Genomic DNA, 12,837 nt, shown 5'->3' with positions numbered 1-12,837 from the left:
CCCCTGAATTTTTATATGTTATATCGTTTGTGTTATTTATCATTTTATTTTTTGGAATGTTTTTTAAACTTATTCAGAAAATGTGGAGTTTTTAAATATGCAAAATGATTGAGAAAAATTAAAAGAGTTTTTTATTCATGTCTTTTTGTTTATAAATAAAACAAATGTTGAAAGTATTACAACTTGGACTTTGACACAGAATGAATATTTAACTTTGATGGTTGGTGTTTGAATTGTTATTTTATTTTTAACTTGGTTCTTATTGTGAATGATTTTTAAAATAATTGGGTATTTTAAGTAATGAAAAAGTTTGCATTTTTTTTAATAAAATTTTGTTATATTAGTGGTTCAATGGTTTTGTTTAGTCTAATTGATTTATTACTTTGGATAGTTTCTTTAAATTTTACTGGTTTAGTATTTTGATTATTATTTGCTTTGCAATGTGTTTATTTTGTATGATGAGTTTGAAAAAATATATTTTATCAGTTAAATGTTTTTCGTTTAGTTTACTTTATTTGAGATAATCCGTTATCAGTAATTATTGGTAAGTTAGGGACGGGAAAAACATTACTTTTAACTTTTTTATCACAAGTTATGAAACTTTTAACGAAGAAAATTTATAGTAATTTTCCAATTGAAGATGATGCAATAAAACTTTTAACTTTTAATAATTTAGATTTTACTGATAGAACCAAATTAGTACCACCAGATGATATTTTAATTTTATTTGATGAGAGTTTTTTATATATTGATGGAACTAGTCCCCACGAAGTTAAAAAAGTTCATAGTGGTAAAATTCCGTGAATTGTATTAGCAAGACATTTTGGTAATCGTGCTTTATTTACAGCTCAGCGTGAGGGTATGATTTGAAATAATATCCGACAATTAGCAAGCGGTATTATTATTCCAATTTCATTGAAAAAACCTATTGCTAAAAAGGATTTAATTTTTTTAATCGTTTCTTTATTATGCGAATTGGTATTTTTCAAGATATTACGGATTATGAAATTTGAAAAACAAAATCAGTAGAACGAACAGCCGAAGGTAAACGAGCAAAACATAAGTCGGATGTTGGGTTAGGAATTCGGTTTTTTAAAATAATTATTCCATTAGAATTTGCACAGAAATATGATAGTCATTGATTAAGTTTTGTTCGTGATTTAAAAAATGATGAAGTTATTAATAAAAAAGAATACTTTTGAAAAGATATATCAAAATTAAACAATAAACAACGCTTAGAATTGTTTGATATTGATATTTTGAAAGAAAATTTAAAAGCAAAAAAAGGGAAAGGAAAGATAAAAAATGAGTAATTTATTAAGTGAAAGCGTTAATAACGATAATTGAAATAAGATTTTTAGTTTTATTTTTGATACTTTTTTATTTGTTTTTGATGTTATTTGAAATACTAAATTACCAATGACAAATATAACGATTGCTTATTTTTTAATCTTTTTTATGGTTATTAAATTATCAATTTATGCGATTCACGGAACAAGAACGCAATATAACGAATTAGGTTCAATAGTACAAACGGGGGTATCAAATATTTATTCTGCGACTGCTCGTGGAGTTTCAGATACTAAACAAGGTATGCAAAAACATATTACAGAGCGTAAACAGTTTAAAATTAATCGTAATAAACAACAATTATCAAGTTTAGCAAAACAAGCAAAAACAAGAGAACAAGGATATCGGAGAGTGCATAAATAATGATTAGACTAGTTTTATTGGTTGCGGCAATTGCTATATTTGGTACTTGTTTTATTACAGTTATTATTAATCAATTAACATCAGCAAAAAATATTATTATGGATTTATATAACTCAGATACTTTTTTACTTTCTTTATTTGGTAAGATGGCAATTTTGTTTAGTCATCCGTTAATGTTAACAATATCAAGTTTATATATTGTTGGGTTTATTGTTTCAAAAACATTATATAGTTAGGAGTTATTTATGAAAAAATTATTTTCTTTATTTTCAATAGGACTTTTAGGGCTTTTAGGTTTAATTATTCCTTTTATTACTTTAACACAGCATTTAAACCGTTAAATCAACAAAATTATACTGTTAATCAACAAACAACAGGAATGAATGAAACTGATTTTATTAATACAATGTTTTTACGCAGTAGTTTTTTTGAAAATTGGTCTGAAACCAATTATTTTATTAATCCAACTTTAAAAACATCGCAATCATTAACTTATAATGATAAATGATATTTAGATTTTTTAAAGGATAGTTATTCAACGGGGATTTCATTTGATAAACCCAGTAATGAATTTATGGATTTATACAAAAATTGAGATAGTTATGTTAAACAATATAACATTGATAAATTTTATGATGTTGATAAAAAACAATTTCTAAAAGAATTAACAAATTTTTCTTATTCTTTTGCTAAGTATTTTAATACTGTTGAAATAATTAATAAATTAGAAAAAAGTATTGACAATTTGCAACAAGTTAATTTAAAATTTCAGAATTGAAAATGATATTCAGGAGATGAATTGAACCATGGACCAACTAATAAATGATATATATTAATATCTAAATCAACTAATTCAACTGATGCAGTATATGCAATAGATTTAATTCATTTTACAACAAGTACAAGTATTAAAACAACATATCCATTTTTAAAGTCAATATACAGATGAGAAAATACAAGTATTCCAACTGATAAACAAGTTCCTGAAATAGATAATCAAGGTAATCTTCTTTTTTATACTGATAATGATTATCAAAAGGTTCGTTCTTTTTTATTAAAGTATATTGATGTAATTGTTCAAGAAAATATTAGAATACAGCAAGGTGGTAATCCAAACTATGATGACCCAAATTTGGGTAGTGAAAGAATAATTTTTGATTTTGAAATTATTAATAATATGGAAAAATTAGATTGAAAACCTGATGTTATTTTAACTAGAAAATCAATTTATCGGATGATTTTAACAATTGATGAAAATAAAAATATTATTGCTGGTAGTTTAGAATTAACACATTTTAAACAATATTGGGATGGTAATAATGCAAATAGTTATTGGTATACTGATGATTTAGGTTTTTTGTTTACTTTTATGAAAGGAATTATGTAAAATGAAGTGCAACAAATCTTATTAGTCAAATAATACAATAAAAATCATAAAAAATCAATTATAAATTTTTAAAAATCAAAATATTTATAGTTTTTATTTTATTTTAAGGAAAATTAAGCACACTAAAAAATAATTTATTAAATTACTTCAAATAAACCTATTTAAAATTATCTGAAAATACCTCTTTTGCTTTTTCTAAGTCTGTTTTAAGCTTATCATTCTCTGCAGTTTTTTCAGCAAATTTATTTGCTAAGTCTGTTTTTTCTTGCGTAGTTGAATCCAACTTATTTTTAAGCTCTGTTTTTTCTTGTTATAGTTTATTTTTTTCTTGTTCCAAAGCCGCTAATTTTTTATTTAACGCTTCTAATTCTTGATTTGCTGCAGATGATTTTATGTCATTTGCTTTAAGTGCCAGAATAAAATTATCTAATTCAGTTTTCACTAATTTAACACTGTGACTAGTTGATTTTTGTCTTATTAATTGATTTTGTCATATCCCGGTGCGGTTTGGTTCAGCAGATCACATACTAATTGAATAGTTTTCTTTATAAGGTATTCCATCTTCTAACTTATTTCGTTTAATAATAGTTTTCATACTGTCCATACCATTAATATAAATCTGTTTAACCATTTTATTTTTTTCATCTTTAATATTAATTACTTTATAAGTTATGTGGTTTCGACTTAATCGTTTTCCATTATAATAGACATGAAAAGGAACATCATTTCCCAAAAAGATGATTTTTTTGTTTAAAATATCAATTCCAATTTCTCCTTTATATTATGTATCCCCAGCTAAGCCCTTTTGACCTAATCCTCATAATTTAATTTGTTTAAGATATTATTCCTTTAGTATTTGGATTATTAGTAGTAGTATTAGTATTATTTTGTAAAATATTATTTTGTTGTAAATGATTATAATTAATAGAATCATTCGTAGTTTCATTTGGTGTCATTCCAACTAATGTTGTCATTGAACTAGTACTAATCGTTAGTATAGTTAATAAACTTAGTAGTTTTTTCATTTTCATTTCACCTTTCTTTTCTTAGCTTAAACTAAGATGATGATATTATATAATGAAAAAAAGAAAATCATTTTCTTTTTAAAATTATTTATAATATTTTAATAAAAATAGTTATTTATTTAATAATTCAAGTAATTATTAAAACAATTTTTCATAATTATTGGTCAATTAAAAGCCATGCATTTCAAAGATGATTAGATGCTTGCCCATTATTAGCGCCATATGCCCCATAGAAAATTGAATCCATTCTTGTTATTCCAAAAGAAAATGCTAAACATAATGAACCATTAGAAACATCAAAAATAATTTTGCCTTTCGTATAACCACTAGTTCCAACCCTTGTTGAAGTATTGTCAATTAAATTATAAATATTAAATAAGTTAAGGTCAACTAATCCCTTCCCTGTGCTATTTCACTTTTCTTAAAATTAGCTAATAATTTTTTCAAGATTTTATTTTTACTACTAATGTTATCTTTTAAATCCGATAATACATCTTTGACATGAAAAACACTAGAATTGCTAATTACATTGTTCCAAGTGTTTTCACATTTTCGTTTCCGAATATCAATATTATAATAATTATGAAAAGCAACAATAATTTTTCCAAAATTAGTTAATTTTGTTGTTAATCCTTGACTACTAATTAAAATATTACTTTCATAAATTTGATTATTAATCATTAATGCTCCTGATAATGGTAAACCATAAACACTAATATAATTTAAATTGACATTTAATTTTGCTAACATCATATTTTCTTTATCGACATTGAAAACTGGTAAACTTTCTTTGTAAGCTTTAACAAAATTTTCAGTTGTTAATCCACCGGGATTAACCCTTCTCCCGCTCATAATGCTGACTGATAATTTCCTAAATCAAGATTTTTTGGAATTTGTCCAGAATTTTCAGCTGTAATTGTTGAGGATACTACTTTCATTAATCGTTTATAACAAGTATCATCAAAAGCAATTCCTTCTTTTAATTGTAGGGAAATTGTTTTATCATCTCTAATGTTCTGACGTAATTTAGTCACAAAAATATCATCTAACGATTTAACATCCCCAACATAATTTACTTGAAAATTATCATAAATTGATTTAAATTCATTAGTTTTATCAACAACAACATTCACATAATTTTTAAAATAATTAACTAAAACTTTTGTAACTTCTTCAATGGTACTGTGCTGGCAATTTTAGTTAAAATTGCCATATCGTTTTGCATACTACCGTTTGCATCATTACTATTGTCATTTGGTTTTACCGTACAACTAACAATATTAACCGTTCCAATAGTAGTTAATGTTAAACTTCCTAAAATAGTTAATAATTTTTTCATTTATTTTTTCCTCCGAAAAATAATATATTTTTCATATTTATTATAAAAAAAGCAAGTAAAAAAGAAAATAATAACATTATTATTTTTTCTATGTTATATTAATAATTAGGAAATTAATGAAAGGAAGAAAACAATGAGTAAAAATAATGTTTTACCAATTATAGTTGAAATTCCAAAAGGAAGTAGTAATAAATATGAATACGACCTTAAAACTGGTCGTATTATCTTAGATCGTGTTTTATATGGTGCTAATTTTTATCCTGGTGAATATGGTTTTATTGAAAATACTTTAGATTGAGATGGTGATCCCCTAGATGTTATTTCACTAATTTCATATCCAACAATGCCCGGGTGTCAAATTAATGTTCGCGTTTTAGGAACAATTAATATGATTGATAATGGTGAAATTGATACTAAATTAATGGCAGTTGCTGCTGATGATCCTCGTTTTAATCATATTCAAAAATTAGAAGATGTTCCACAACATCTTCGTGATGAAATTGAAAACTTCTTCTTACAATATAAAGCATTGCAAAAAAAAGAAGTTAAAATTAACGGATGAAGTGGTTTAGACCAAGCTTTAAAAGAAATTAAAGAATGTCAAGAACGTTATATTGAATATAAAGACCTTTTAGAAACAAAAGGAAAAGATGCTGTAATGCAAATTTGAAAAGAAAAATGATTAGGACAAGCCTAATAAAAAATACTATTGTTAACAATAGTATTTTTTTATTATTGGATTAGTCAGTTAACTTCTCTGAAATTATTGCTACAATTTCTTCTGGTGTTTTATCGTTTGCATCAATTACTAAAAAATTAAACTTATCTTTTACCCGTTCATATCATTCTTCATATTTACGGTTCAACAAAATTCAATAAGCATTGCCAACGTTTTGTTCACTAGCTCGTCCCCTTTTAATAATTCGTTCCATTGCTATTTCAGGATCAACTCGTAGATAAACCACTAATTCTGGTTTAATATTTTCATCTAAGTATAGACTTTGTAAAACAACAACATCATAAAATTCTTTATAAACTTTATAATCCGTATTATTCATGTATCCCAATTCATATAAAACATCAACAAAAATTGGATCTTCAAGGATGCTTCGATCAAAAATAATATTTGATGTTATTTTTGCTTGTTTTAATTGCTTGCTTCGCGCCATTATCATATACACTTGCATTTTAAAAGCCATATCCTTAGGGTCGGCATAATATTGATCTAAATATGGATTTTCTTCAACTGGTTCATCCATCACCATATATTGATGTTTTTCTCCTAGCATTTTACTAACAGTTGATTTCCCAACTCCAACAACTCCAGCTAATGTAATTCGCATTGTGTTTTCTCTCCTTTATTTTGTTTTTAATTGTGATGCTATCCCAAAAAAACGTTTAATTTCCTTCGGTTTTAAAAAGCGCCACTCGCCCGGTTTTAAAGCTTCATCTAATTCTAAAAAACCAATTGCAATTCGTTTTAATTTAAGAACTTCATGGCCAACTGCTTGAATCATTTTTTTAACTTGATGTTTTCTTCCTTCATGAATTGTTAATAACAAAATAGAAACATCTTTATCTTCTTGGTATTTTACTAATTTTGCCTGTGCAGAACTTGTAACAATACCTGGTTCAATTTCTACCCATGTTGCTAATTGGTGCAACTGGTGTTTTACAAGACAACCAGAAACTAAAACACGATAGGTCTTATTAATAATATGACTTGGGTGTGTAATAATATTAGTAAATTCACCATCATTAGTCAATAGTAATAAACCACTCGTATCATAGTCTAAGCGACCAACTGGATAAATTCGTTGTGGAACACCTTTAACATAATTTAAAACCGTTTTACGGTGTTGGGGATCATACATTGTTGAAACACAATTTCGTGGTTTATTTAACATTAAATAAACTTTTTCATTATTTTTATCAATAAGAAGTTTACTATCAATATAAATTTGATCATCCTTACCAACTTTTGTTCCTAACGTTGTCACAACAATATTGTTAACCTTTACTCGTCCCTGAACAATTAACTCTTCTGCTTTACGCCGAGAACAATAACCCCGTGCAGCAATAACTTTTTGTAATCGCTCCATTATTTAAATAATTCCTGATCATTATCAACAGTTGCTTCTTTAATTTGTGGGAGATCTGCTAATGAAGTTAAATTAAAAACTTTTAAAAACTCATTTGTAATTTGATAAGTCATTGGTTTTCCAGGCAGTTCACTTTTCCCAGCTTCTTCAATTAACTCCCGTGCTCGTAATTTTTGAATTACATTGTCAGAATTAACTCCCCGTAATTCTTCAATTTCTGGCTTACTAATTGGACCCCGATAAGCAATAATTGCTAATGTTTCTAATGCTGCTTGTGATAACCGTGCTTCAATTTTATTGTTTGCTAATTTTAAATAGAAACTATGGTATTCTTTTTTGGTTGTTAACCGATATTTATCAGCAAATGTTGTAATTGTTAATCCCCGCATCTTATTTGTTTGATATTCTGTTTTTAATTTTAGTAACAATTCATTACTCTCTACTTCTGAAATTTCAAGAATATGGGCAATTTCTTTTAAACTAATTCCTTCATCACCACTAATAAATAGTAAACCCTCCAATAAGGCTATTTTTTCATCTAACTTCATTTAGTTTAATTCCCTTCTTTTTTCATATATTTTCGAATATAAATTGCTTCTAAATGTTGATATTGTTCAATCTCAATTTTTTGATGACGAGCTAAATCTAATAAAGCAATAAAACAAGCAACAAAAACTTGTAATGATAGATCAAAATTACTTAATAAATCTTCTAATAATCACTCTTTGTCTTCATTTAATAAGAAAAACATAATTCGATCTGCCATTTCCTCTGGTGAAATTTCAGTAATAACAACATTTGATTCTAATGGTTTTGTTGCATTAATTCGTTCTAACATCTTTAAAAAACTATTTGTTAATTTATCAATATTAATTTTTGATGACAATGGTAATTCTTCTTCTCTAACGACATCACCCTTAATAATTGTTCGTGGTTTTGATAAATATTGAATTCCTTCTTGATGTTGGTCTTTAAAATATTGGCTAACTTCCTTAATTTTTTTGTATTCTAACAAACGATTAATTAATTCATCACGTGAATCTTTTTCATAGTTATCGTCAATCTCAACTTCTTCTTTTGGCAAGACTAACTTTGTTTTTGTTTCAACTAAATAACTTGCCATAGTTAAATATTCTGATGCAATTTCAATGTTTAATTGTTCCATTTCCCGAATATAAGCTAAAAACTGATCAGTAATTTCTGTTAGTTTAATATCAAAAAGATCAATTTCCTTTTCCTTTACTAAGTGTAAAAGTAAATCTAATGGTCCTGAAAAATTATCAAGTTTTACTTCATAACGCGACAAATTTAGCATTCTCTTTCTCCTGTTTTTTATACTCTTAATTAATAATAACGATATTTTAAAAAAATTAAAGATGTTATAAGTAAAAAAGTGATTTTAAATGAATCACTTTTTTACTGAATTATTTCATAAATTAATTCTTGTTCACGTGGTTTTGTACTAGTAATTTTAAAAGTTTGTTTTACTCATTCATAAACTGGTTCAGTAACATAACGATTAGTATATAAAGTCATTACCACATCACCAACAGCAACTTTTTCACCTGTTTTTTTATTAAGATAAATTCCAGTATGATAATCAATCACTTCATCTTTTGTTGTTCGGCCTGCTCCCAAGCGAACAGCTAATAAGCCTAATTCATTTGTATCAGTAATTTCCATATATCCAGCTTGCTCTGCTTTAATTTCAATAATATTTTTTACCTTTAAAATATCTTTTAGCGGTAAATTATTATCAATAAAACTTAAATCGCCACCTTGAGCCTTGATAAAAGCACGGAAATAGCTTAAAGGTTCTTCCGTTTGTAATTTTTCTTGACAAGCAACAACAGCTGATGCTAAATCGGTAAATAAACCAGCTTGGAATAAACTTAACGCTGCTGATTCAGCCACAATATAGTTTAAATCATCTGGTCCTGTTCCTTTTAATGTTTGCAAAACTTCATAAATTTCAATTACATTACCAATTGCACGTCCTAATGGTTGGGACATATTAGTAATTTCCGCCGCAATTTTCTTATTAAATTTAATTCCTAATTCAACCATAATTTGAGCTAATTTTCGTGCTTCTGAAATTGTTTTCATAAAAGCACCACTTCCGCACTTAACATCTAAAACAATGCCATCACTTCCTGTTGCAATTTTTTTACACATAATACTGGCAGCAACTAATGGTAAAGAATCAACAGTTGCTGTTACATCTCGTAACGCATAGATTTTCTTATCAGCTGGAACAATATTATTCGATTGTGACATAATTGATAAATTTGTTTGATTAATAATTTTAACAAATTCAGAAAAGGGAATTTCAACTTTAAATCCAGGAATGCTCTCTAATTTATCAATTGTACCACCCGTTTGCCCTAAACCACGGCCAGACATTTTTGCAACTTTCAAACCAAAAGCAGCAACTAATGGTGCATAAATTAAACTAACCTTATCCCCAATTCCGCCAGAAGAATGTTTATCAACTTTAAATCCGGGAATTGATGATAAATCATAAATTTCACCTGAATTAATCATCGCTTCGGTTAAAAATGAAATTTCAGAAATAGACATTGCTTGAAAATAAATTGCCATTAAAAAGGCTGACATTTGATAATCGGGAATTAACCCCGTTGTGTAACCTTCCACAATAAAATTAATTTCTTCACGAGTTAATTCTTGACCATATTTCTTTTTATCAATTAAAGCTAAAATATTCATAGTTACTAGTTCCTTTTACGTTATGTGTTTTTTTTCTTTAATGAAGCTTTATATTCTAAATAAGCTTTTTTGTGATCGACATCATGGTATTGTTCGATTCCCTTTTGAATAATTTGTTTAACATTATTCGCAATTAACTCTGTTGGTTTTGTCATAAAGGTATCTGGTTTAATTGGTTTATGGAAAACAATATGAACATATTTTTTTCCCTTTTTTTTATATTCCTTATTAAAGATTGGATAAGAATTAATTATTGAAACTGGAATAATTGGCGCATGTGCTTTCTGAGCAATTTTAAAACTACCGGCATGAAATTCCCCCATTTCTTGATTACGACTACGAGTTCCTTCCGGAAAAACAACCATTGTTCTTGGCACTCGAATTAAATCATTAGCTTCTTTCATTAACTCTAAAGCTTGACGAGGATTATCACGGTCTAAAAATAAAACATCAATTAATGTTAAAAAATTTTTAAATGTTTTATCATTTGCTAATTCTTTTTTAGCAATAAAAGCACACGGTGCTGTTTTGTTAAAATCATTTAAAACAAATAATAAAGCTGAATCAACATTTGATTGATGATTAGCCACCATTAAGCAACCTTTATCAACTCAATTGTCACGATCATGAACAATTATTTTAACATCATACACCCACAACATATAACGTGTCCGTTTTTGCAATCAATGGTAACGATATTCTTCAGAAATAATATTGGGATCACGCTTAATTTTTTTACTAATACTTTTTGCCTTCGTAATTGTTCGTAAAAACCGTGGCCATGTAAGGATAATTTTTCAAATATTTAACATACTAACTTTGTTCCTTTCTCTTATAATATTTTATTACAAATTGCTCTGATTCAACGGTTTTAATTAAAATAAATTGTGCTAAATCAAATGTTGGAAAATAAGTGTCTCCTTCATATTTGCCTTTAATATAACTAATAATTAATTCATCAGCATACGGTAAGGTTGCTTCATAAATTTTTTTCCCACCACAAATGTAAATATCATCTGTTGGATTGTACTGATAAATATTGATAATATCATTCAAATTTGTTACTACTTTAACATCAGGATGATTAATAACATAATTTTGATTAGTTGTTAAAACTAATGTTTTTCGATTTGGTAATGGTCCACCAATTCCTTCGTAAGTTAAACGACCAAGCAATATTGTTTGCCCAACTGTTGTTCTTTTAAAATGTTGTAACTCTTCTTTTAAATGTCATGGTAAATGATTATTTTTTCCAATTAAATTATTTTCATCCATTGCTCATAATAACTTAATCATTAAACAGCAACATCTCCTTTAATTAATGAATCTGGATTATAATTTTCAAGGGTAATATCTTCATAACAAAAATCAAATAAAGAATTAATTGTTGGGTTTAATTTCAATGTCGGTAATTTGTGTGGTGTTCTTGTTAACTGCACATTAATTTGCGCAAGATGATTTTTGTAAATATGGCAATCTCCCAACGTATAAACAAAATCACCAACTTCTAATCCTGAAACTTGTGCAATTAAATGCGTTAACAATGAATAACTTGCAATATTAAAAGGAACACCTAAAAACACATCAGCACTACGTTGATATAATTGACAACTTAATTTATTATCTTTTGAAACATAAAATTGCATTAAAGTATGACATGGCGGTAACGCCATTTCCTCAACCTCGGCTGGATTTCAAGCACTAATAATATGGCGACGTGAATATGGATTTGTTTTTAAATTATCTAGCAAAGTCACTAACTGATCAACACCATTAAAGTTTCGTCATTGTTTTCCATATACCGGTCCTAAATCACCAAAAGCAGTTGCAAAAGCAGCATCGGTTTTAATCTTTTCCACAAATTCAGGTAATGACTCATTCTGATATTGTGATGATGCTTTATATTTTTCATATGGTCACTCATTTCAAATTCGAACATTGTTATCAACTAAATACTTAATATTCGTATCACCTTTAATAAACCATAATAATTCATAGACAACTGATTTAAAATGAACCTTTTTTGTTGTTAATAACGGAAAACCTTTTTGTAAATTAAAACGCATTTGATAACCAAAATAAGAAATTGTACCAGTATTTGTTCGATCATCTTTGTCTTGACCGTGATCTAAAATAAACCGTGCCATCTTAAGATATTGTTCCATTAATTTTCACCTTGTTTTCTATTTTTCCATACTTAAATCTTACCTTATTTCAAAATAAAATCATCAGAAAAAATAAAAAAAATATTAACAATATTATTTTTTTATGTTATCATATGAATAATCATAAGAGGTGAATAGCAATGAATAAATTTTTAAAACATATCATTAAAAAATTAAGTTTTCATTAAGTTTATTTATTCCTGGAACTTTTAATCCTCTTCGTAGTAAATATGAAAATAAAACAGAATTTGATTATGCTTATATTTTAACTAATTCAATTCATCAAGAAAATGTTATTAATGAAACAGAAGTTACTTTAATCAACGAAGAAAATAATTGCCAATATAATAAACAAATTATTCGCAAAATTAATCGGTTT

The 12,837-nt window shown here is 26.8% G+C and carries 18 protein-coding genes and 2 pseudogenes; 6 read left to right on the top strand and 14 right to left on the bottom strand.

Going from position 1 to position 12,837, the window contains the following annotated elements; translation table 4 throughout:
- Window positions 1-97: 97 nt before the first annotated feature.
- The 5 genes and pseudogenes from AACK91_RS08025 to AACK91_RS08005 form a co-directional block, all read left to right on the top strand.
- Window positions 98-301: a DUF2649 family protein gene (locus AACK91_RS08025; protein WP_338965741.1), complete on the top strand. Its 204-nt coding sequence runs from the start codon at window positions 98-100 to the stop codon at window positions 299-301.
- Window positions 301-1,313, top strand: a pseudogene (locus tag AACK91_RS08020) (hypothetical protein). Before AACK91_RS08025 ends, AACK91_RS08020 begins: the two are co-directional and overlap by 1 nt.
- The gene (locus AACK91_RS08015) at window positions 1,306-1,713 is read left to right on the top strand and encodes a hypothetical protein (RefSeq protein WP_338965739.1); all 408 of its coding nucleotides are present in this window, start codon (window positions 1,306-1,308) and stop codon (window positions 1,711-1,713) included. Before AACK91_RS08020 ends, AACK91_RS08015 begins: the two are co-directional and overlap by 8 nt.
- Window positions 1,713-1,949, top strand: coding sequence for a hypothetical protein (locus AACK91_RS08010; RefSeq protein WP_338965737.1), 237 nt, complete (start codon window positions 1,713-1,715; stop codon window positions 1,947-1,949). The genes AACK91_RS08015 and AACK91_RS08010 overlap by 1 nt, the downstream gene beginning before the upstream one ends.
- A gap of 9 nt (window positions 1,950-1,958) precedes the next feature.
- Window positions 1,959-3,088, top strand: a pseudogene (locus AACK91_RS08005) (spiroplasma phage ORF1-like family protein); the annotation flags it as partial.
- A gap of 169 nt (window positions 3,089-3,257) precedes the next feature.
- Here the strand turns inward: AACK91_RS08005 and AACK91_RS08000 are convergent.
- The 6 genes from AACK91_RS08000 to AACK91_RS07975 form a co-directional block, all read right to left on the bottom strand.
- Entirely contained in the window at window positions 3,258-3,383 is a 126-nt protein-coding gene (locus tag AACK91_RS08000; protein WP_338965734.1) for a hypothetical protein, read from the bottom strand.
- 27 nt (window positions 3,384-3,410) lie between these two features.
- Window positions 3,411-3,833, bottom strand: a complete 423-nt coding sequence (locus AACK91_RS07995; protein ID WP_338965731.1) for a hypothetical protein — start codon at window positions 3,831-3,833, stop codon at window positions 3,411-3,413.
- A gap of 100 nt (window positions 3,834-3,933) precedes the next feature.
- Window positions 3,934-4,125 (bottom strand): hypothetical protein, encoded by a 192-nt coding sequence (locus AACK91_RS07990; protein ID WP_338965728.1) that lies wholly within the window; start codon window positions 4,123-4,125, stop codon window positions 3,934-3,936.
- 390 nt (window positions 4,126-4,515) lie between these two features.
- Window positions 4,516-4,977 (bottom strand): hypothetical protein, encoded by a 462-nt coding sequence (locus AACK91_RS07985; protein WP_338965726.1) that lies wholly within the window; start codon window positions 4,975-4,977, stop codon window positions 4,516-4,518.
- Window positions 4,944-5,258, bottom strand: coding sequence for a hypothetical protein (locus AACK91_RS07980; protein WP_338965723.1), 315 nt, complete (start codon window positions 5,256-5,258; stop codon window positions 4,944-4,946). Before AACK91_RS07980 ends, AACK91_RS07985 begins: the two co-directional genes overlap by 34 nt.
- A gap of 20 nt (window positions 5,259-5,278) precedes the next feature.
- Window positions 5,279-5,464 (bottom strand): lipoprotein, encoded by a 186-nt coding sequence (locus tag AACK91_RS07975; RefSeq protein WP_338965720.1) that lies wholly within the window; start codon window positions 5,462-5,464, stop codon window positions 5,279-5,281.
- 133 nt (window positions 5,465-5,597) lie between these two features.
- Here AACK91_RS07975 and AACK91_RS07970 point away from each other — a divergent pair, with 133 nt between their 5' ends.
- Complete coding sequence (locus AACK91_RS07970; protein ID WP_127092690.1) at window positions 5,598-6,161, top strand: inorganic diphosphatase; 564 nt, start codon at window positions 5,598-5,600, stop codon at window positions 6,159-6,161.
- 43 nt (window positions 6,162-6,204) lie between these two features.
- Here AACK91_RS07970 and AACK91_RS07965 read toward each other — a convergent pair whose 3' ends face one another.
- The 8 genes from AACK91_RS07965 to thyA all read right to left on the bottom strand — a co-directional run bounded on the left by AACK91_RS07965 (window position 6,205) and on the right by thyA (window position 12,458).
- Window positions 6,205-6,807, bottom strand: a complete 603-nt coding sequence (locus tag AACK91_RS07965; protein WP_040093117.1) for a deoxynucleoside kinase — start codon at window positions 6,805-6,807, stop codon at window positions 6,205-6,207.
- A gap of 15 nt (window positions 6,808-6,822) precedes the next feature.
- Complete coding sequence (locus AACK91_RS07960; RefSeq protein ID WP_338965717.1) at window positions 6,823-7,566, bottom strand: pseudouridine synthase; 744 nt, start codon at window positions 7,564-7,566, stop codon at window positions 6,823-6,825.
- Window positions 7,566-8,114 (bottom strand): SMC-Scp complex subunit ScpB, encoded by a 549-nt coding sequence (gene scpB / locus AACK91_RS07955; protein ID WP_338965714.1) that lies wholly within the window; start codon window positions 8,112-8,114, stop codon window positions 7,566-7,568. The genes AACK91_RS07960 and scpB overlap by 1 nt, the downstream gene beginning before the upstream one ends.
- A 5-nt stretch (window positions 8,115-8,119) precedes the next feature.
- Window positions 8,120-8,881: a segregation/condensation protein A gene (locus tag AACK91_RS07950; protein WP_338965712.1), complete on the bottom strand. Its 762-nt coding sequence runs from the start codon at window positions 8,879-8,881 to the stop codon at window positions 8,120-8,122.
- A gap of 101 nt (window positions 8,882-8,982) precedes the next feature.
- The gene (locus tag AACK91_RS07945) at window positions 8,983-10,293 is read right to left on the bottom strand and encodes a thymidine phosphorylase (RefSeq protein WP_338965710.1); all 1,311 of its coding nucleotides are present in this window, start codon (window positions 10,291-10,293) and stop codon (window positions 8,983-8,985) included.
- Between the two features lie 20 nt (window positions 10,294-10,313).
- Window positions 10,314-11,105, bottom strand: coding sequence for a lysophospholipid acyltransferase family protein (locus AACK91_RS07940; protein WP_338965707.1), 792 nt, complete (start codon window positions 11,103-11,105; stop codon window positions 10,314-10,316).
- A gap of 1 nt (window position 11,106) precedes the next feature.
- The gene (locus tag AACK91_RS07935) at window positions 11,107-11,589 is read right to left on the bottom strand and encodes a dihydrofolate reductase (protein WP_338965705.1); all 483 of its coding nucleotides are present in this window, start codon (window positions 11,587-11,589) and stop codon (window positions 11,107-11,109) included.
- Complete coding sequence (gene thyA / locus AACK91_RS07930; RefSeq protein WP_338965702.1) at window positions 11,589-12,458, bottom strand: thymidylate synthase; 870 nt, start codon at window positions 12,456-12,458, stop codon at window positions 11,589-11,591. The genes AACK91_RS07935 and thyA overlap by 1 nt, the downstream gene beginning before the upstream one ends.
- Between the last annotated feature and the right edge of the window lie 379 nt (window positions 12,459-12,837).

The sequence above is a fragment of the Spiroplasma endosymbiont of Sarcophaga carnaria genome (assembly GCF_964019595.1).
Taxonomy (GTDB): domain Bacteria; phylum Bacillota_I; class Bacilli_A; order Mycoplasmatales; family Mycoplasmataceae; genus Spiroplasma; species Spiroplasma poulsonii.
Note: the sequence above shows the minus strand (reverse complement) of the source record. Positions and strands in the feature narration are given on the sequence as shown.